24 protein-coding genes and 2 tRNA genes are annotated in these 17415 nt (G+C 63.3%); 8 read left to right on the forward strand and 18 right to left on the reverse strand.

All coding sequences use genetic code 11. The annotated features are described in order from the left end of the window. Positions 1-87: 87 nt before the first annotated feature. Positions 88-173, reverse strand: a tRNA-Tyr gene (locus tag MTR64_RS00450). 168 nt (positions 174-341) lie between these two features. Here MTR64_RS00450 and MTR64_RS00455 point away from each other — a divergent pair. Together MTR64_RS00455 and MTR64_RS00460 are read left to right on the forward strand one after the other, a co-directional pair. Further along, positions 342-1172, forward strand: coding sequence for a TrmH family RNA methyltransferase (locus MTR64_RS00455; protein WP_243989718.1), 831 nt, complete (start codon positions 342-344; stop codon positions 1170-1172). 33 nt (positions 1173-1205) lie between these two features. Continuing rightward, positions 1206-2045: a hypothetical protein gene (locus tag MTR64_RS00460; protein WP_243989719.1), complete on the forward strand. Its 840-nt coding sequence runs from the start codon at positions 1206-1208 to the stop codon at positions 2043-2045. A gap of 100 nt (positions 2046-2145) precedes the next feature. On the opposite strand, the gene MTR64_RS00465 is transcribed toward MTR64_RS00460, so the two are convergent. From MTR64_RS00465 to MTR64_RS00505, 9 genes are all read right to left on the reverse strand, one after another. After that, the gene (locus MTR64_RS00465) at positions 2146-2418 is read right to left on the reverse strand and encodes an HU family DNA-binding protein (RefSeq protein ID WP_067732802.1); all 273 of its coding nucleotides are present in this window, start codon (positions 2416-2418) and stop codon (positions 2146-2148) included. Between the two features lie 400 nt (positions 2419-2818). After that, on the reverse strand, positions 2819-3190 hold the full coding sequence (gene rplS, locus MTR64_RS00470; RefSeq protein ID WP_243989720.1) for a 50S ribosomal protein L19: 372 nt from the start codon (positions 3188-3190) through the stop codon (positions 2819-2821). Then, the gene (gene trmD, locus MTR64_RS00475) at positions 3187-3933 is read right to left on the reverse strand and encodes a tRNA (guanosine(37)-N1)-methyltransferase TrmD (protein ID WP_243989955.1); all 747 of its coding nucleotides are present in this window, start codon (positions 3931-3933) and stop codon (positions 3187-3189) included. The genes rplS and trmD overlap by 4 nt, the downstream gene beginning before the upstream one ends. Before the next feature lie 4 nt (positions 3934-3937). Continuing rightward, a complete protein-coding gene (locus MTR64_RS00480) occupies positions 3938-4333 on the reverse strand; it encodes a hypothetical protein (protein WP_243989721.1) in 396 nt (131 codons plus the stop codon). A 30-nt stretch (positions 4334-4363) separates the two neighbouring features. Continuing rightward, positions 4364-4873, reverse strand: coding sequence for a ribosome maturation factor RimM (rimM, locus tag MTR64_RS00485; RefSeq protein WP_243989723.1), 510 nt, complete (start codon positions 4871-4873; stop codon positions 4364-4366). 3 nt (positions 4874-4876) lie between these two features. Then, complete coding sequence (rpsP, locus tag MTR64_RS00490; protein ID WP_243989725.1) at positions 4877-5320, reverse strand: 30S ribosomal protein S16; 444 nt, start codon at positions 5318-5320, stop codon at positions 4877-4879. Positions 5321-5353: 33 nt separating this feature from the next. Continuing rightward, on the reverse strand, positions 5354-6808 hold the full coding sequence (gene ffh / locus MTR64_RS00495; protein ID WP_243989727.1) for a signal recognition particle protein: 1455 nt from the start codon (positions 6806-6808) through the stop codon (positions 5354-5356). 193 nt (positions 6809-7001) lie between these two features. Continuing rightward, positions 7002-7077 (reverse strand) — tRNA-Ala (locus tag MTR64_RS00500). 153 nt (positions 7078-7230) lie between these two features. Continuing rightward, positions 7231-7551 (reverse strand): TIGR02300 family protein, encoded by a 321-nt coding sequence (locus MTR64_RS00505; protein WP_243989728.1) that lies wholly within the window; start codon positions 7549-7551, stop codon positions 7231-7233. A 346-nt stretch (positions 7552-7897) separates the two neighbouring features. Here MTR64_RS00505 and aroA point away from each other — a divergent pair, with 346 nt between their 5' ends. The 6 genes from aroA to gloB all read left to right on the forward strand — a co-directional run bounded on the left by aroA (position 7898) and on the right by gloB (position 13489). Continuing rightward, on the forward strand, positions 7898-9214 hold the full coding sequence (aroA, locus tag MTR64_RS00510; RefSeq protein ID WP_243989956.1) for a 3-phosphoshikimate 1-carboxyvinyltransferase: 1317 nt from the start codon (positions 7898-7900) through the stop codon (positions 9212-9214). Beyond that, on the forward strand, positions 9211-9654 hold the full coding sequence (locus MTR64_RS00515) for a nucleoside deaminase (RefSeq protein ID WP_243989729.1): 444 nt from the start codon (positions 9211-9213) through the stop codon (positions 9652-9654). Before aroA ends, MTR64_RS00515 begins: the two co-directional genes overlap by 4 nt. A 52-nt stretch (positions 9655-9706) precedes the next feature. Continuing rightward, entirely contained in the window at positions 9707-10330 is a 624-nt protein-coding gene (locus MTR64_RS00520) for a (d)CMP kinase (protein ID WP_243989730.1), read from the forward strand. Next, complete coding sequence (locus MTR64_RS00525; RefSeq protein ID WP_243989731.1) at positions 10327-10689, forward strand: c-type cytochrome; 363 nt, start codon at positions 10327-10329, stop codon at positions 10687-10689. Before MTR64_RS00520 ends, MTR64_RS00525 begins: the two co-directional genes overlap by 4 nt. 219 nt (positions 10690-10908) lie before the next feature. After that, positions 10909-12618 (forward strand): 30S ribosomal protein S1, encoded by a 1710-nt coding sequence (gene rpsA, locus MTR64_RS00530; RefSeq protein WP_243989732.1) that lies wholly within the window; start codon positions 10909-10911, stop codon positions 12616-12618. Between the two features lie 112 nt (positions 12619-12730). Then, on the forward strand, positions 12731-13489 hold the full coding sequence (gloB, locus tag MTR64_RS00535; RefSeq protein WP_243989733.1) for a hydroxyacylglutathione hydrolase: 759 nt from the start codon (positions 12731-12733) through the stop codon (positions 13487-13489). 41 nt (positions 13490-13530) lie between these two features. Here the strand turns inward: gloB and MTR64_RS00540 are convergent, their stop codons facing one another. From MTR64_RS00540 to MTR64_RS00575, 8 genes are all read right to left on the reverse strand, one after another. Continuing rightward, a complete protein-coding gene (locus tag MTR64_RS00540; RefSeq protein WP_243989735.1) occupies positions 13531-13719 on the reverse strand; it encodes a hypothetical protein in 189 nt (62 codons plus the stop codon). A gap of 158 nt (positions 13720-13877) precedes the next feature. Continuing rightward, positions 13878-14453 carry a hypothetical protein gene (locus MTR64_RS00545; protein WP_243989737.1) on the reverse strand — a complete coding sequence of 192 codons (576 nt, stop codon included), beginning with the start codon at positions 14451-14453 and terminating at the stop codon, positions 13878-13880. After that, a complete protein-coding gene (locus tag MTR64_RS00550) occupies positions 14446-14940 on the reverse strand; it encodes an ATPase (RefSeq protein WP_243989739.1) in 495 nt (164 codons plus the stop codon). Before MTR64_RS00550 ends, MTR64_RS00545 begins: the two co-directional genes overlap by 8 nt. A 103-nt stretch (positions 14941-15043) precedes the next feature. After that, positions 15044-15268: a F0F1 ATP synthase subunit C gene (locus tag MTR64_RS00555; RefSeq protein WP_008833283.1), complete on the reverse strand. Its 225-nt coding sequence runs from the start codon at positions 15266-15268 to the stop codon at positions 15044-15046. 40 nt (positions 15269-15308) lie between these two features. Continuing rightward, positions 15309-16094 (reverse strand): F0F1 ATP synthase subunit A, encoded by a 786-nt coding sequence (locus MTR64_RS00560; RefSeq protein ID WP_243989741.1) that lies wholly within the window; start codon positions 16092-16094, stop codon positions 15309-15311. Positions 16095-16164: 70 nt separating this feature from the next. Beyond that, positions 16165-16485, reverse strand: coding sequence for an AtpZ/AtpI family protein (locus tag MTR64_RS00565; protein ID WP_243989743.1), 321 nt, complete (start codon positions 16483-16485; stop codon positions 16165-16167). A gap of 288 nt (positions 16486-16773) precedes the next feature. Beyond that, on the reverse strand, positions 16774-17175 hold the full coding sequence (locus MTR64_RS00570) for a YdbL family protein (RefSeq protein WP_243989745.1): 402 nt from the start codon (positions 17173-17175) through the stop codon (positions 16774-16776). Continuing rightward, positions 17175-17399 carry a YnbE family lipoprotein gene (locus MTR64_RS00575; RefSeq protein ID WP_243989747.1) on the reverse strand — a complete coding sequence of 75 codons (225 nt, stop codon included), beginning with the start codon at positions 17397-17399 and terminating at the stop codon, positions 17175-17177. Before MTR64_RS00575 ends, MTR64_RS00570 begins: the two co-directional genes overlap by 1 nt. Positions 17400-17415 lie beyond the last annotated feature (16 nt).

Genomic DNA, 17415 nt, shown 5'->3' on the forward strand with positions numbered 1-17415 from the left:
CCATCTAGTCGGTGAGCCCATGGACCGCAATGCCGCCCATACCGGGTTGGCACGCTCCATCGGATGTTTGCTGGGGAAGAGCACCGGTGGTGGACAGGGCTGGATTCGAACCAACGTACGCTTGCGCGGGCAGATTTACAGTCTGCTGCCTTTAACCACTCGGCCACCTGTCCACACCAGTAGCTGGCTTGCCGGCCTTCCCGAACGGGAGATACCGGCGTTTTTGGAGCTTCGAAAGAAGCCCCCGTTGCCGAGGAGCCGCGCCTTTGCCGAACCGAGCCTTGCCTGTCAATGGGGTCACTGCCAAAGCGGGAACAGATTTTTCACAGAAAGGACATTGAATGAACAAGCGCGGCGAAGACCGGGAGGGCGGACGCGAAGGCAAGCGCCCTGGCCGGGCCCTGCGCGGCCGGGCGGGCCGGATGAAAAACGGCCGGGGAAGCGGACGTGCCTCGTCGGGCATGGTGCGCCTGTGGGGCCGCCACGCGGTGGAAGCGGCTCTCAAGAATCCCAACCGGAGTCATCGCAAGCTGTGGGCAACGCGCGAAGGGGTCGAATCGCTCGACGGCGAATTGCCGAGCGATTTCCCGGTCGAATGGGCCCAGCCCGCGGATCTCGCCCGACTCGTGGCCCGCGATGCGCCGCATCAGGGGCTGGTCCTCGAATGCGAACCACTCGACGACCTGTTCCTCGCCGACGTGCTCGACGGCGATCCGGATCGTCCGGTGGTCGTGCTCGATCAGGTGACCGATCCGCACAATGTCGGCGCGATCATGCGGTCTGCCGCCGCCTTCGATGCCTGCGCCATTGTCACGCAGGATCGCCATGCACCGCCCGAATCGGGCACTCTCGCAAAATCCGCATCGGGAGCGCTGGAAGTCATCCCCTGGATACGCGTGGTCAATCTGGCGCGCGCACTCGAGGAGATCGCCGAGGCCGGTTATTGGCGCATTGGCCTTGATGGCGAAGCGCAGAGCACGCTGGCAGAAGCCCTGCCCGCTGGCCCCGTTGCCCTCGTGTTGGGCGCAGAGGGTGAAGGCATGCGCCACAATATCGTGCAGCATTGCGACGCGATTGCCCGCCTGCCCATCAGCGCGGCCATGGAAAGCCTGAATGTCAGCAATGCCGCCGCCATCGCGCTTTATGCCGCAGCGACCCGCCAACCGGTGTAGGACACCACAGGAGACCAATTCGAAGGAGGGCAAATGCAGGGGAAATCACACCGCACAGGAGCCCGGCGCCTTGCCGCCGGGCTTACCGCCGCCGCACTGTCGATACTGTTGGCAGCATGCATCTTTGCACCCGGAAAATTCACGTCACAGCTCGACCTGCGCAAGGACCACAGTTTCACGTTCCGTTACACGGGCGAGATCCTGATGGTGCCGATGATGAAATCCGGCAAGGAAGAGGCCTTCAAACCCGAAGCCTGCAACGACGAGGAAACCTACGAGGAGCGCGACTGCACGAGCGAGGAAATCGCCCAGCAGAAGGCCGAGTGGGAACAGCAGCGCGAGGAAAAGAAGAAGAGCGACGCGCAGGCCGCGCAAATGTTCCTGGGGGGCATGGATCCCAGCAACCCCGAAACCGGCAGGGAACTGGCGACGAAGCTGCGCCGGCAGGCTGGCTGGAAAAAGGTCGAGTATATCGGCGACGGCAAGTTCGACGTCGATTTTGCGCTTTCCGGCAAGCTCGATCACGACTTCCTCTTCCCGACCATGGAAGGCTTCGCGATGAGCAATGCCTTTGTGCAGGTCTTCCTGCGGGAAGACGGCAACGTCCGCGTCGAGGCGCCTGGGTTCGGCCCGCCCAGCGGCGGCTCGGCGATGGCGGGCATGATGTCCGGGATGGGCAAGAGCGAAGGGCCGGATGAGGACGGTCCCACGGCAATGGCCGACGGCACCTTCACCATCACGACCGATGCCCCGATCCTGGCCAACAATACCGACGAAGGCCCCAAGCCCGGTCCTGCCGGCGAAACGCTGGTGTGGCCGATCAACCCGCGCACCAAGGCGGCGCCGATCGCCTTGCTGAAAATGGCGCCCTGAACCCTGCACGCTTTCCGGCATGAAAAACGCCGCGCCAACCTGAGTTGGCGCGGCGTAATTCGTTGAGCCTGTGAGGCGTTACAGGCTGCCGGAGAGCGTCTTAGTTGACGGCATCCTTCAGGCCCTTGCCGGCCTTGAACTTCGGCTGTGCCGAAGCCTTGATTTCCATCGGCTCGCCAGTGCGCGGGTTGCGGCCGGTCGAAGCCTTGCGCTTGGCGACCGAGAAGGTGCCGAAACCGACGAGGCGCACTTCGTCGCCCTTCTTGAGCGCGCCAGTGATGGCGTCAAACACGCTTTCGACCGCCTTGGTCGCGTCGCTGCGGGTCAGGCCGCTCGAATCGGCAACAGCGCTGATGAGATCGTTTTTGTTCATTATGGGAACCCCCTACCTTTCAGTGGAACCGGTTATGATGGGATATTGAGTCGCCTCGAGATGACGACGGAATTGAGCGGGTTTTCATGGCGGTGGCAAGGCCTAAACCACCGAGAAACCCGCAGTTTATCGTGTTTTTTCGCCATTCGGTTACTAATTCCCCCTTGTGCAGCGCAGCATGTTGCGCAGCGCGCAACATGTACTTGCACGACTGCCGGAGTCGCCCCGGCGCAGCATCGGAGAACATCGTCCTCAACGCTGTCTGGTATCCGGCGATTCGGTGAAAAAAGATTAATCGAAGAGCGGACCGTGCTCCGGAAAGGAGCCCGGCATAAAAAAGGCGGCCCGAGACCGAACCGCCTTTCTTTCTGTCCGGCCGCAAGCGGCCGGCGAGCCAGACTTACGCCTTGGCTTCGTTGACCTCGCGGCGTTCGGCGATGCGAGCGCGCTTACCGGTGCGGCCACGCAGGTAGTACAGCTTGGCGCGGCGCACGACGCCCTTGCGGACGACGGTGATCGAATCGAGGTTCGGCGAGTACAGCGGGAACACGCGCTCCACGCCTTCACCGAAGCTGATCTTGCGAACCGTGAAGTTCGAGTTGAAGCCACGGTTCGAACGCGCGATGCACACGCCTTCGAAGTTCTGCACACGGCTGCGCGTGCCTTCAACCACCTTCACGCCGACGCGGACGGTGTCGCCCGGACGGAATTCGGGAATGTCCTTCGCGGCCTTGGCGATTTCCTCGGCCTCGATCTGCTGAATCAGGTTCATGAACCCAAGTCCTTCGTTTCCTGCCGCGCGCCAGAGGCAGACTGGTCCCGAGCGCCGACATGACGCTCCCAAAGGTCCGGTCTGCGTAACCGTGTATCATCTTCCGCCCTTTGTTTCCGCCAGGCGGCGATTTTCGCATGATCCCCCGATCGCAGCACTTCAGGGATCGTGCGCCCTTCCCACTCGGTGGGCCGGGTATAGTGCGGATACTCGAGAAGACCGTCCTCGAACGATTCCTCTGTCCCGCTGGAAGGCGCGCCCATTACGCCGGGAAGCAGGCGAATGCAAGCGTCTAACAGCATCAAGGCAGCCGGTTCCCCGCCGGAAAGCACGATATCGCCGACCGAGACCTCTTCCACGTCCCGCCCCTCGAAGATTCGTTCATCGAAACCCTCAAAACGGCCGCACAGGACCGTGACGCCTGGTCCCGCCGCGAGTTCGCGCACACGGGCCTGGGTGATAGGCTTGCCACGCGGCGTCATGGCGATGACCGGCGCATCCGGACTGAGGCTGCGCGCATGGTCGATGGCAGCGGCGAGAATGTCCGCCTTGAGCACCATTCCGGCACCACCGCCGGCAGGCGTATCGTCCACGGTGCGGTGCTTGTCCGTTGCGAAGTCGCGGATCTGAACCGGCGTCATCGACCACTTGCCCTCGGCCAACGCCCTGCCCGCCAGCGATACGCCGAGAGGGCCGGGGAACATGTCCGGGTAGAGAGTGAGGACGGTGGCGGCGAAGGTCATGAGCTTACTCAAAGATTCTACGGTCGATCTTCTCTGCAAGTCTGCGACTTGCGAACCACGCGACAGGCGCGGAAACGAAAAGGGCGATGACAACCAAAATACCAGCAGCCGGAAGCAGCCCTGCCACTACATATGATGCATCTTCGCCACTGTAGCTGCCCGCTATCAGGACAATAGGTAACATAGGCAGGCAGACTGATATTGCGGCAGACAAGGCGACGATACGTGTACGGCGCAAACGGCCGAAGCGGCAAAGCACGATCGCTGAGATCCATGCGGCCATAGCGCAGAACAGAGCCACGGCCAGCAACCCGAGATAGGGAGCCATCGTAGTCATCAGCCCCCTGTCGCCAGCGGCAAGCGGGTCGATAGACACCGTAATCCGGACTGGCTCCGCCATGGCCCCCTCCTGCTCCCGTCCTACGCGAAACTAGTCGGCAAAGGCAGCACTCACTACCAGCTTGTCAGCATTCCACTCGGGTACGGCCGCTTCGGTCATCGGCACCATGAAGCGCTGAAGGCGCCCCTTCTCGTCCGGCTCGGAACGTTCGATCTCGAGCACGTCTCCCGCACCGAAGTTCTCGACGGCAATCACAGTGCCCAGCACTGCCCCGTCGTCCGAAACCGCAGGCAGCCCGATGAGATCGGCGTGATAGTACTCGCCCTCGCCCAGCACGGGCATGGCCGAGCGCGGTACGGTCAGCGCCGTGCCGCGCAGCTTTTCCGCCGCGTTGCGATCGGCAACTTCCTCAAACCGGGCAATGGCGCCGCCCTTGCCGTCGTCGCGCAGCTTTTTCAGCGTCAGCGCGGAATCGTTGAAGGCGCGGTAGCGCTTGAGCGCAGCCACGCCTTCTCCGAACAGCTTGAGGCGGACTTCGCCCGTCACGCCGTGGGCGCCGGTAATGGCTGCCAGCGTGACGGGACGATCGATACCAGCCAAGGCTTAGGCCTCGGTCGATTCCTCGGCAGCAGCTTCGGGAGCTGCTTCTTCGGCAGCCGGAGCTTCCTCGGCCGGAGCAGCGGCAGCAGCGGCAGCAGCCTCTTCGGCCTCACGCAGCTTCTCGGCCTTTTCCTCGGCGCGTTCCTTGGCCTTTTCGCCCGGCTCGCCCTTCTTCGGGTTGTTGGTCGCGGCGCGCTCCTTGATACCGGCCTTATCCAGCATGCGGGCAACGCGGTCGGTCGGCTGCGCGCCAACGCTCAGCCAGTAGTTCACGCGGTCCTCGTTCAGCTTGACGCGGTTCTCGTCGTCCTTGGCGAGCAGCGGGTTGTAGGTGCCAACCTGCTCCAGGTACTTGCCGTCGCGCGGCGAGCGCGAGTTGGAAACGACGACCTTGTAGTAAGGACGCTTCTTCGCGCCACCGCGCGACAGACGGATCGAAACGGACATTGTTCTACCTTTCCTTCAAATTCGTTCGAATGCTTATTTCTTCAAAAACTTGCTGAGATCGGGGCCACCGCCGCCAAGCCCGGGCAATCCGCCCGCACCGGGGCCAAGGCCCTGACCGCCAAGGCCCGGCATTGCGGCATCGAGGCCGCCCTTCCCGAACATCGCGGCAAGGCCCTTGAGGCCGCCCATCTTCTTGATCTGCTTCATTGCCTTGGACATCTCCATGTGCATTTTCAGCAGCTTGTTGATGTCCTGGACCTGCGTGCCCGAACCCTTGGCCACGCGAATCTTGCGCTTGGCGTTGAGCAGGGCGGGGTTGGCGCGCTCCTTGGGCGTCATCGAACCGATGATCGCATCCATGCGCAGCAGCACCCGGTCATCCATACCCGAGGCCTGCATCGCCGCCTTGGCCTTCTTCATGCCCGGCATCATGCCCGCGAGCATGCCGAGGCCACCCATGTTCTGCATCTGCTTGAGCTGCATGCGCAGGTCGTTCATGTCGAACTTGCCCTGCTCCATGCGCTTGGCGAGCGCCTCGGCGTCCTCGACCTTGACGGCTTCAGCCGCCTTCTCGACGAGACTGACGACGTCGCCCATGCCGAGGATACGGTTGGCGACGCGGCTGGGGTGGAAGACCTCGAGGGCCTCCATCTTCTCGCCGGTGCCCGCGAACTTGATCGGCTTGCCGGTGACCGCTCGCATCGAGAGCGCCGCACCGCCGCGCGCATCACCGTCCATACGGGTGAGGACGACACCGGTCAGGTCCACCTGGCCGGAGAAACTTTGCGCGACGTTGACCGCATCCTGACCGGTCAGAGAGTCGACGACGAGCAGCGTTTCACGCGGATTGGAGATTTCGGCGACCGCCTTCATCTCGTCCATGAGCTGCTGGTCGACGTGCAAACGGCCGGCGGTATCGAGCAGCAGCACGTCGACCGCCTGCAGCTTCGCGGCCTGCATGGCGCGGGTGGCGATCTCGGTGGGCTGCTGGCCGGGGATGATCGGCAGCGTGGCAACGCCAACCTGCTCGCCCAGCACCTTGAGCTGTTCCTGTGCGGCCGGACGATTGACGTCGAGCGAGGCCATCATCGCCTTCTTGCCCTGCTTCTCCTTGAGCAGCTTGGCAATCTTGGCGGTGCTGGTGGTCTTGCCCGAGCCCTGAAGACCGACCATCATGATCACGACCGGCGGCGCGGCATTGAGATCGAGTTCCGGCGTCACATCGCCGCCCAGCATCTCGATGATCGCGTCATTGACGATCTTGACGACTTGCTGGCCCGGCGTGACCGAGCGCAGGACCGACTGGCCAATGGCCTTCTCGGTCACCTGATCGATGAAGCGGCGCACCACCGGGAGCGCGACATCGGCCTCGAGCAGCGCGATGCGCACTTCGCGCATGGCATCGCGGACGTCCTGCTCCTTGAGCGCGCCGCGGCCCCGCAGCTTGTCGAACACGCCGCCGAGACGATCGGACAGACTGTCGAACATTGTGCCGTACTCCATCACGCGGGCCGACCAGGCCCGCAGAACGCCGAAAACGCCGGTGGGCGAAACCTCGCGGACCGGCGTGAGCGCAACATCATGCGAAAAACGCCGGCGGACGAAACCTCGTCAGCCAGCGTATCGCTATTACGCGAAACTCATATGTCGAAAGCCACGAAAATCCGGGACTTTCCTGAAATGGTGGAGCCGAGGGGGATCGAACCCCTGACCTCTACAATGCCATTGTAGCGCTCTCCCAGCTGAGCTACGGCCCCGTGCCATTTCATCCGGATCGGTCCTGGGAGGCCCGTTCCGCCCCTTGCCGAAGCATCGCTTCCGCTTGGGAGGCCGCCCTCTAGTGGGGGCTCTCCCGGTTGGCAAGAGGGAATTTGAAGGCGCCCGATTTTTTCGCCGAACGCCTTCAAACCTTATTCGTCGCGGTCGTCGTCGTCGCCGCCGCCGCCGATGCCGAGATCGTCGTCACCGCCGAGATCAACATCGTTGTCAGGCGAATCGCCGTCATCATCGATGTCCAGATCGTCCTCGGCCAGATCAGTATCTTCCTGCTCTTCCGTTTCCTTCTTCTGGATTTCCTCGAAGGGAATCGGCTGCTTGGACTTGAGCACCGGCTCGGGATGCCACTCGTAGCCGCACTCGATGCACTTGACCGGGTCATCCTTGCCCAGATCGTAGAAGCGGGTGCCGCATTTCGGGCAGCCGTGCTTGGCGCCCCACTCAGGCTTTGCCATGAAATGTCCTCATCTTGCCCGTCCACGATAGGCCGGGTGTAAAATTCCGTGTCTTGATGGTAGGCCCGGCGCGCAAAATCAAGCGTGCCCGGCGCATCAGGGCGCGCGCCTTGCCATAGGCGGCCCGCGCTGTCAAAAGCCGCGGCCCGGGATGGCCTCCATTCCGCCCAATCGGGCCTGCGAAGCGCGATATTCTGCGCGTCGGTGCTCACGTACTTGAAGTACGCTGCGCTCCGATGCTCGAAAATCACGATTCTCGGCTCCGTCTGGACGAAATGGAGGCCATCCCTCATCGTCCTGCCTCTTGCGAAAGCCCATTCCCGTGAGCCACGCCGCCGACACCGCCATGCGTCCCCGCCGCTTCCTGCCTGCAGGGCCGTTGAAAGGCACGATCCGCGTGCCCGGCGACAAGTCGATCAGCCACCGCTCGATCATGCTGGGCGCACTGGCCGTAGGCGAGACCCGTGTGACCGGCCTGCTGGAAGGCGAGGACGTGCTCGCCACCGCCGCCGCCATGCGCGCGATGGGTGCTACGGTCGAGCGGACGGGAGAAGGTGCGTGGTCAGTGCATGGCGTCGGCGTCGGCGCCCTGCTCCAGCCTCAGGCGCCACTCGACATGGGCAACTCGGGCACGTCGACGCGGCTGCTGATGGGCCTCGTCGCCAGCCACCCGATCACCGCGACCTTCGTGGGCGACGCCTCGCTGTCGAAGCGGCCGATGGGCCGGGTGATTGAGCCCCTCTCGCAGATGGGTGCCAGCTTTGAGGCCAGCGAAGGCGGCCGCCTTCCGCTGATTCTCAAGGGTATCTGCCCTGCCGTGCCGATCAGTTACCGCCTGCTGGTAGCCTCGGCCCAGGTAAAGAGCGCGGTCTTGCTGGCCGGCCTCAACACCCCGGGCATAACCACGGTCATCGAGCCCGTACCTACGCGCGACCATTCAGAACGCATGCTGCGCGGCTTCGGCGCGGAATTGAACGTTGAAGTGGAAGTCGACGGCACCCGGATCATCAGCATTCGCGGTGAAGCGGAACTCAAGCCGCAGACCATCGATGTGCCGGGCGACCCATCCTCGGCGGCCTTCTTCATGGTCGCCGCGCTGATCACGCCGGGCAGCGAAGTGCTGATCGAAAACGTCGGCCTCAATCCCACCCGCGCCGGGCTCGTCGAAGTCCTGCGCCAGATGGGCGGGCAGATCGACGAAGTGAACGCCCGCGAAGTCGGCGGCGAGCCGGTCGCGGATCTTCTGGTCAAGCATTCGCCACTCAAGGGCATCGAGGTCGACCCGGCAATCGCGCCCAGCATGATCGACGAGTTCCCCGCCCTCTTCGTGGCCGCCGCATTGGCGGACGGCGTGACCACCACCAGCGGGCTCGACGAATTGCGCGTAAAGGAGTCCGACCGCCTCGCAGTAATGGCCGCTGCGCTGACAGCTGCCGGTGCCCGCATCGAGGAACGCGAGGATGGCCTCATCATCACCGGCACTGGTGGCGAACCGCTGCCCGGCTCGGCAGGCGCCATCGCCACCCACCTCGATCACCGCATTGCCATGTCGATGGCCGTCACAGGCCTTGCCAGCAAGAACGGCGTGGAAGTGGACGACACCCGTCCGATTGCCACCAGTTTCCCGGTCTTCGAAACGATGCTGGACGGTCTCGCCGCATGACCGGCATCCACCAGGCCGCCATCGATGCCTGTTACGACCAGGCGCTGAAAAGCTACAACGAAGGCGGCTTGCCGATCGGCTCGGCCTTGACCCGCGGAGACGAAATCATCGCGGTCGGCCACAACCGGCGCATGCAGCAGGGCAACCCGATCCTCCATGGCGAAATGGATTGCCTGCAGAATGCGGGACGACAGGCCAGCTACCGCGACTGCACGCTCTACACCTCGCTCTCGCCCTGCATGATGTGCTCGGGCACGATCGTGCAGTTCAAGATCCCGCGCGTGGTGATCTGCGAGAACCGCAATTTCGGTGGAAACGAACAGTTCCTGCGCAATCGGGGCGTCGAGGTCGAGATCATCGACGATGCCCACTGCATCGACCTTATGGCCCGATTCATCTCCGAAAGCGGCCAGCTTTGGGCGGAAGACATCGCCGACTGACGGCAGGCGCCAAACCTTGCCATCGCCGTTATGGCAGGCCATGGGGCGCACCATGATCATCGCCGTCGACGGACCCACTGCTTCGGGCAAAGGCACTATCGCCAAGGCCCTGGCCGCCCATTTCGGACTACCTCACCTCGATACCGGCTTGCTTTACCGTGCCGTGGGCAGACAGGTGGAACTTTCTGGCGGTGACCCGAACAGCGAAGACGACGCGCTGGCCGCCTGCGCCTTCCCCGAAGCCCTGCTTTCCGATCCCGAACTTCGCTCGGAAGCCACGGGTGGCCTCGCAAGCCGGGTTTCCGTACATCCCTCTGTCCGCAAGGCGCTCTATGAACGCCAACGCTCCTTTGCCACCCAGCCCGGCGGCGCGATTCTCGACGGACGCGACATCGGCACGATGATCGCCCCCGATGCGGACGTGAAGCTTTTCGTCCTGGCCTCCGTTGAAGCGCGAGCGCAGCGCCGATTCAACGAAATGCAACAGCAGGGCCGCAAGGTCACGCTTGACGAGATCGCCACCGATCTCGCTCAGCGCGACGCACGGGACCGCACGCGCAAGGAAGCCCCCTTGCGGGCAGCCGACGATGCCGTGCTTCTGGACACCTCCCACCTCGGGCGCGATGATGCCATCGCCGCCGCCGTGGCAGCGGTCGAAGCGAAAGCACTGTCATGAAAACACGACTTACCTTCGTTCTGGCAGGACTTGCTGCGGGCTGCGCCGCAGCAACCTCCCCGCCGGTCGAAACCACAGCGCCCATGAAGGGCGCGCAGCGCGGTCTTGCCTTCGCGCAACAGCACTGCGCCGAATGCCATGGCGTTACGGCGAACACCCTGTCCCCCAATCCTGAATCCCCGCCTTTCGAGGATATAGCCAACCGCAACGGGCTGACTGCGGAAACACTGAGCCAGTTCCTGATCGACTCGCACAACTTCCCGGCCGCGATGGATTTCACGGTGACCGGCACTCAAGCCAGCGATCTCGCAGCCTGGATGCTGACCATGCGCAAACCGGATTATCAGCCGCAGCGCTAATTCGGCCAAACGCCGCCATTTTCCTTGCATTTCACCCATCACGCGCGTAGGGCGCGCCGGTTCGGACGGCCCTCGTGGTCCGATGGACGCTGCGGTGCGTATCCGGCGCCCGTGGCAGTTCGGCCCTTTTGGCCCGCCGATGCAATGGTGCAGATGGCGGAGGAAAGACCGGCGGAACCAACCGCCTGGCCGGAAAAATTGTTTTGAAGGAACCTGTTAATGGCATCTTCTGCCAATCCGACTCGCGACGATTTCGCGAAAATGCTCGACGAGCAGCTCGGTGGCGTCGCTGACGACGGCTTCGAAGGCCGCGTCGTCAAGGGCACCATCACCGCCATCGAAAACGACAAGGCCGTCATCGACGTGGGCCTCAAGAGCGAAGGCCGCGTGCCGCTGCGCGAATTCGCGCGCGGTGAAGACTCGCACGGCCTGAAGGTCGGCGACGAAGTCGAAGTCTATGTCGACCGCGTCGAGAACGCAGACGGCGAAGCGATGCTGTCGCGTGACCGCGCCCGCCGCGAAGCCGCGTGGGACAAGCTGGAAAGCGAATTCGGCGAAGGCAAGCGCGTCGAAGGCGTGATCTTCGGCCGCGTCAAGGGCGGCTTCACCGTCGACCTCGACGGCGCCGTGGCCTTCCTGCCCGGCTCGCAGGTCGACATCCGTCCGGTTCGCGACGTGCAGCCGCTGATGGACGTGCCGCAGCCCTTCCAGATCCTCAAGATGGACCGCCGCCGCGGCAACATCGTCGTCTCGCGCCGCGCCGTCCTCGAAGAGACCCGCGCCGAACAGCGCAGCGAGCTGATCGACAAGCTGTCCGAGGGCCAGATCCTCGACGGCGTCGTCAAGAACATCACTGACTACGGTGCGTTCGTTGACCTCGGCGGTATCGACGGCCTGCTCCATGTCACCGACATGAGCTACAAGCGCGTCAACCACCCGAGCGAAGTGATCGCCATCGGCGACACCGTCACCGTTCAGATCATCCGCATCAACCAGGACACGCAGCGCATCTCGCTGGGCATGAAGCAGCTCGAGAGCGATCCCTGGGAAGGCGCGGCGGTCAAGTACCCGGTCGGCGCCAAGCTATCGGGCACTGTCACCAACATCACCGAATACGGCGCCTTCGTGGAACTGGAAGCGGGCATCGAGGGCCTTGTCCACGTGTCCGAAATGTCCTGGACCAAGAAGAACGTCCACCCCGGCAAGATCGTTTCGACCTCGCAGGAAGTCGAAGTCATGGTTCTGGAAGTCGACAGCGACAAGCGCCGCATCTCGCTCGGCCTCAAGCAGGCCCAGCAGAACCCGTGGGAAGCTTTCGCCGAGAAGCACCCGGTCGGCTCGACCGTGGAAGGCGAAGTCAAGAACGCGACCGAATTCGGCCTGTTCATCGGCCTCGACGGCGACGTCGACGGCATGGTCCACATGTCGGACATCGCCTGGGGCATCTCGGGCGAAGACGCCCTTGCTCTGCACCGCAAGGGCGAGATGGTCTCGGCCGTGGTTCTCGACGTCGACGTCGAGAAGGAACGCATCAGCCTCGGCATGAAGCAGCTCGAGCGTGGCGCTCCGGCGGCCGGCGGCGTTTCGACGGCCAGCGGCAGCTCGCTGCGCCGCGGTGAAGTCGTCACCGTCACCGTTCTCGAAGTCCGCGATGGCGGCCTCGAAGTTCAGGCTGGCGACGATGGCGCGACCGGCTTCATCAAGCGCTCGGACCTCGGCCGCGACCGCGACGAGCAGCGTCCGGACCGCTTCCAGGTCGGCCAGAAGCTCGACGCCATGGTCACTGGCTTCGACCGTTCGAAGAAGCCGAACTTCTCGGTCAAGGCCCGCCAGCTGGCCGAAGAGAAGGAAGCCGTGGAGCAGTACGGTTCGTCCGACTCGGGTGCGTCGCTCGGCGACATCCTCGGCGAGGCGCTCAAGAACCGTTGATCTTGCGCGTCCCTTCCGGGACACCGAAATCACCAAGGGCCCGCCCGGAGCAATCCGGGCGGGCTTTTGCTTTGCCGCAACATGACTACAGTGGCGGGCAAGGAGAGATCCCATGCTCGAAGTCCACCAGTTCCCCTGCCTGTCCGACAACTACGGCTACCTGCTCCACGACCCGGTGAGCGAAGAGACCGTCTGCATCGACACGCCCGATGCCGACGAATACCTGAGGCAGGCCGGTCACAAGGGCTGGCAGATCACGCAGATCTGGAACACCCACTGGCACCCCGACCACGCAGGCGGTAACGAGGCGATCAAGGCAGTCACTGGCTGCCGCATCACGGCCCCAGCAGCCGAGGCAGCCAAGATTGCTGCGGCAGACCGGCTGGTGAAGCAGGGTGACACCGTCTCGATCGGTGACAGGAAAGGCATGGTGCTCGACGTGGGTGGACACACCCTGGGCCATGTCGCCTACCACCTGCCCGGTGCGGGCATGGCCTTCGTCGGAGATTCGCTCTTCGCGCTGGGTTGCGGCCGCATGTTCGAAGGCACGCCGGAACAGTTCTGGACCAGCCTCAAGCGGCTGAAGGCACTGCCGGCGGAAACGATGCTCTACTGCGCGCACGAATACACGCAGGCCAACCTTCGCTTCGCCCTTCACGCCGATCCGGAAAATGCCGATCTGGCCGCCTATGCCGTGGACATCAAAAAGTGCCGCGAAGCGGGTCTGCCGACCGTGCCAGCAAAGCTGGAACGCGAACTCAAGACCAACCCTTTCCTGCGTGCCGACGATCCGGCGATGCAGGCCCGTTGGGGCGGTGGCGATGCCATCGCGACATTCGCGGCGCTCAGGAGTGCCAAGGACAACTTCTGAGGCAGCCGGCCATTGAAACCACCCTTGCCCGGGCCGGGCTCTCAGGTCTCTCGAAACGATTGGGTGCGGTCGAGCCTGCTCATCACTTCCTCGAGCGGTTCGACGACAGTGACGCTGCGTCCTTCGCCGAAACGGATGCGCGTGCCTTCCGATATCTGTGAAATGAATGTGACCTGCGACGCGTTAATCACGGTCGGGGTGCGATCGACACTGGTCAGCTTCACGAACATGCATCACCTCTCCAAAAGGGCAATGCAGCAAGCCTAGGCCTTCGTCCGGACAAAACCAGAGATCTGGATCAAAAACGGAAGAAAGAGGCGCAAAAGAAAAAGCCCCCGTCATGCGACGGAGGCTCTTCTGTCTCTTCGACCAGCCGACGCGGCGGGATTCAGATCCCGGCGATGGCCTGGTCCACCAGCGCCTTGTCGGCATCGGCGGAGTGATTGGCGGCGATCAGGCCCTTGGCGGCGGCGGCAGCAGCCACGGCAGCCTTGTTGCGCAGTTCGGTGACCGCAGCGAGTTCAGCCGCAGCGATCTTGTCCTGCGCCATCTTTTCGCGGCGGGTGATCACGTCGGCCGTGTCCTTCTCGGCCTTGGCGACAATCGCCTCGGCTTCGTGACGGGCATGCTCGATCATCGCGGCCGCGTCCTTTTCGGCGTTCGCGATCTTGTCCGCATATTCCTTGCGCAGGGCTTCCGCCTCGGCACGAAGGGCCTTCGCTTCTTCGAGCTGCGCCTTGATCTCGCCGATCTGGGAATCGAGACCGCGGCTCAACATCCCCGGCAGTCCTTTCCAGACAGCGATGGCCAGCAGCACGATCATCGACGCGCTGACGATGGCAACCGGCGGAGCGACACCGAGCAACGCCGGTTCAGCGTGGTGCTCTACATGCGCGGTAGTTGCACCAACCGCTTCGGCACCTTCGTGGGCAATGCTCTGCTCAACGGCAACGTCATCAGCCATGGACCAGGTTCTCCTTCACTGCCGAACGAACGGCGGAGTCATCGAGCGAAAGACCGGCAACGCGGCTGACGATGTCACGCGTTGCGTCCGCTGCGACGTCCTCGATCTCGGCGGCAGCCGAGCGGCACGCTTCAGCGATGCGGCTTTCGGCGGCGGCAAGTGTACCGTCGATGACGGACTGGGCCGCGGCAAGGCGGTCCGCGGTGGCGGCGGCAGCCTTGCCGCGCGCATCCGCGATCAGGGCCTGCGCCTCGGCGCGGTTGGCGTTTTCACGCGCGCGCCAGGAAGCCTCTTCCTCGTCCGCCTGCTTGCGGGCACGTTCCGCGGCGAAGAGGTCGTCGGCAATCTGCTTGTCACGCTGCGCAACCGTTTCCATCACCTTCGGCACCATGCCTCGCCCAACGACGAAGAAGGTAAAGCCGAAGAAGACCAGCATCCAGAAGATCTGGCTGGAATACGTCGCGGCAAGCTGTGCGATCTGAGGCATGGGTCAGCCCTGTCTCGAAGTGGCCGTAAAAATTCTTACGACCCGCGTCCGGCCGCCCCACCAAAGGGTTCGGACGGCCGGAGCGGTCGTTAACGCGTAGCGATCAGGCGAAGATCAGCAGCGCGGCGATAACGAACGAAAGCAGGCCCAGAAGCTCGGCACCGGCGAAGCCGATGAACAGGCGGCCCTGCTGGGCGTCAGCGGCGCCCGGATTGCGCAGCGCGCCTTCGAGGAACTTGGCGAAAACGTTGCCCACGCCGATCGAAGCGAGGCCAGCGCCGATAGCGGCGAAACCAGCACCAAGCAGCTTTGCAGCTTCTGCGTCCATTTCAAAAACTCCCTTTGGTAAACCCGATTGAACGGTAAGATCAGTGAAGGTTCTCGGCGTCGTTGAGATAGACGCAAGTGAGAAGAGCGAAAACGTAAGCCTGAATGCCGGCGACCAGCAGCTCGAGAGCGCAGATACCGATCATTAGGATGAAGCTGGGCAGGCCGGCGATTGCGAAGAGGCCAAGGCTGGCGTTACCCGAGCTGATCACGAAGCTGGAAAGCACTTCAAGCAGCACGTGGCCGGCCATCATCGCGACGAACAGTCGCAGGCCGAGGCTGAACGGACGCACCAGGAACGAGATCAGCTCGACCACGAAGATGGCTGGGATCATCGGAACAGGCGTACCGTGCGGCACGAAGAGCGAGAAGAAATGCAGCTTGTGCTTGGCCAGACCGACGATGATCACGATTGAGAACGACAGGATCGAAAGAACGCCAGTGGCCGAAAAGTGGCTGGTGAAGGTGAAGGCATGGAGACCGAACACACCCAGCGGCAGAAGACCGAGGAAGTTGGCGAACAGGATAAACATGAACAGCGAGAAAATGTAGGGCACATACTTCTTGCCGTTGGGCCCCACGTTCGCGGCCAGCATTCCATCAATGAAGCCGGTGAACGTCTCCACCGCCATCTGCCAGCGTCCCGGCACGAGCTGGCGCTTGGCGCCGCCGGCCACGAACACGATCAGCAGGACGGTTGCGATCGCCATCCACAGCGAGCTGTTGGTGAACGCGATATTATAACCACCGATATTCCAGCTATCCGATCCGAACAACGGATGGATGCTGAACTGGTGCATCGGGTCGACCTTGCCTTCGGCTGCCACGCGAATATCCCTGTCGCCTAATTGAACGGCAGCGCCCCTTCTCACCCCCGCCCCGTAAAATATCGGGGGGTCAGTCCGGGCGCCGGTTCGAAATCCGGATTATGTTCCTGAAGGCAATGAAGATCCCAACGAACAACATCACCAACAGACCCCAAGGCGACGTTCCGGCAAAGTGATCAATCAACCACCCCAGGAACAGGCCGCCCGCGATACCCCCCAGCAATTCCGACAGCACGCGGTTCCCGGCACGATAATTCTCGTCCGTTTCCCCGCCTGCCACCGGCCGGTTGCGCTTCTCTTCGCGCTCGCGAAGGGCCTTCAGCCTTTCATCGAGCGCATCGATCCGCGCATCCTCGCCAACAGGGTCTCGGGCAGGCGGCTCGTCGTTCAAGTCAGGCTCCTCTTGTCACACAGGAACGATTGACGCGTTCAACGGCTACCCGCCGAGGGCGCCGCCCCCTTAGGTTGCACCTTTTCGCGAGTCAACCTTGCCTCGTGCCGCACTGCAACTCTTGGCACTGCACTGCGGCCCGCAAGCCACTGCGCGGGCTTTGGCGCAGGATTGGTCGTTCCCGATACCGCATTGGCGATACGGTACAAAAAAGGGCCGGACATTCACGTGCTGCCGGCCCCTTTTCCGAATCAAACGATGCCTTTCGCCGTTTTTTTTTCGTTCCGCCTACTTACAGCCGGATGGGCGCAGCGGCAGCGATGCACCGCGGGTCTGCCAGGAGCCGTCGGGCGCCTGATACTTTTCCCCCGGCTTGGTATCCGCCAGCAGGCGGCAGGCGGTAGCCGTTGCGTATTCCTGCACGGTGCTCTTCGAGGCAGCAGCGCCATCGGTGTAGACTGCGCGGCGCTTGTTGTTGAGATCGCGCACCATCGCGACAACGGCCTGAGACTGGCTGCCAACCACGCCGAGATAGCCGTCCTGCTGTTCGCCCACCTGTCCGGCGGCACGGGCAGCGGCATATTCGGGGCTACGCCCTTCCGCGTGGACCGCAATGCCACCGGTTGCAAGCAGTGCGGCGGCAACGGCCATTCCGGCCGCCTTGAAACTCTTGATAGACAACCTGGTCATCAGAAAATGTCCTTGTTCTCCTCAATCGTCTTGGCCGCCTGCGCGTCAAGACGATAAACCACTTCCTGGCGGATGTTGATGTTGAGCTCGATCACGATCGGCTTGTCGGGCGCCGAGACGTTGACGCAGCCCCCGAGAATTCCGACCGCCAGCGCAGCCATCAGCACCCTGCCGACGCGAACGGCGCGCCTGCCGGACCTTTGCCCTTCCTGCTGCAGCGTCATGTCACCCCGCCCTTTC

Origin of the sequence: Novosphingobium album (ex Hu et al. 2023) (genome assembly GCF_022832385.1) — a bacterium.
Classification (GTDB): Bacteria; Pseudomonadota; Alphaproteobacteria; order Sphingomonadales; family Sphingomonadaceae; genus Novosphingobium; species Novosphingobium album.

Bases quoted from the DNA above. Each gene is read 5' to 3' on its own strand.
- MTR64_RS00455 (WP_243989718.1), top strand. From the start codon at position 342: ATGAACAAGCGCGGCGAAGACCGGGAGGGCGGACGCGAAGGCAAGCGC.
- MTR64_RS00460 (WP_243989719.1), top strand. From the start codon at position 1,206: ATGCAGGGGAAATCACACCGCACAGGAGCCCGGCGCCTTGCCGCCGGG.
- MTR64_RS00465 (WP_067732802.1), bottom strand. From the start codon at position 2,418: ATGAACAAAAACGATCTCATCAGCGCTGTTGCCGATTCGAGCGGCCTG.
- rplS (WP_243989720.1), bottom strand. From the start codon at position 3,190: ATGAACCTGATTCAGCAGATCGAGGCCGAGGAAATCGCCAAGGCCGCG.
- trmD (WP_243989955.1), bottom strand. From the start codon at position 3,933: ATGACCTTCGCCGCCACCGTCCTCACTCTCTACCCGGACATGTTCCCC.
- MTR64_RS00480 (WP_243989721.1), bottom strand. From the start codon at position 4,333: ATGGCGGAGCCAGTCCGGATTACGGTGTCTATCGACCCGCTTGCCGCT.
- rpsP (WP_243989725.1), bottom strand. From the start codon at position 5,320: ATGTCCGTTTCGATCCGTCTGTCGCGCGGTGGCGCGAAGAAGCGTCCT.
- ffh (WP_243989727.1), bottom strand. From the start codon at position 6,808: ATGTTCGACAGTCTGTCCGATCGTCTCGGCGGCGTGTTCGACAAGCTG.
- MTR64_RS00505 (WP_243989728.1), bottom strand. From the start codon at position 7,551: ATGGCAAAGCCTGAGTGGGGCGCCAAGCACGGCTGCCCGAAATGCGGC.
- aroA (WP_243989956.1), top strand. From the start codon at position 7,898: ATGCGTCCCCGCCGCTTCCTGCCTGCAGGGCCGTTGAAAGGCACGATC.
- MTR64_RS00515 (WP_243989729.1), top strand. From the start codon at position 9,211: ATGACCGGCATCCACCAGGCCGCCATCGATGCCTGTTACGACCAGGCG.
- MTR64_RS00520 (WP_243989730.1), top strand. From the start codon at position 9,707: ATGATCATCGCCGTCGACGGACCCACTGCTTCGGGCAAAGGCACTATC.
- MTR64_RS00525 (WP_243989731.1), top strand. From the start codon at position 10,327: ATGAAAACACGACTTACCTTCGTTCTGGCAGGACTTGCTGCGGGCTGC.
- rpsA (WP_243989732.1), top strand. From the start codon at position 10,909: ATGGCATCTTCTGCCAATCCGACTCGCGACGATTTCGCGAAAATGCTC.
- gloB (WP_243989733.1), top strand. From the start codon at position 12,731: ATGCTCGAAGTCCACCAGTTCCCCTGCCTGTCCGACAACTACGGCTAC.
- MTR64_RS00540 (WP_243989735.1), bottom strand. From the start codon at position 13,719: ATGTTCGTGAAGCTGACCAGTGTCGATCGCACCCCGACCGTGATTAAC.
- MTR64_RS00545 (WP_243989737.1), bottom strand. From the start codon at position 14,453: ATGGCTGATGACGTTGCCGTTGAGCAGAGCATTGCCCACGAAGGTGCC.
- MTR64_RS00550 (WP_243989739.1), bottom strand. From the start codon at position 14,940: ATGCCTCAGATCGCACAGCTTGCCGCGACGTATTCCAGCCAGATCTTC.
- MTR64_RS00555 (WP_008833283.1), bottom strand. From the start codon at position 15,268: ATGGACGCAGAAGCTGCAAAGCTGCTTGGTGCTGGTTTCGCCGCTATC.
- MTR64_RS00570 (WP_243989745.1), bottom strand. From the start codon at position 17,175: ATGACCAGGTTGTCTATCAAGAGTTTCAAGGCGGCCGGAATGGCCGTT.
- MTR64_RS00575 (WP_243989747.1), bottom strand. From the start codon at position 17,399: ATGACGCTGCAGCAGGAAGGGCAAAGGTCCGGCAGGCGCGCCGTTCGC.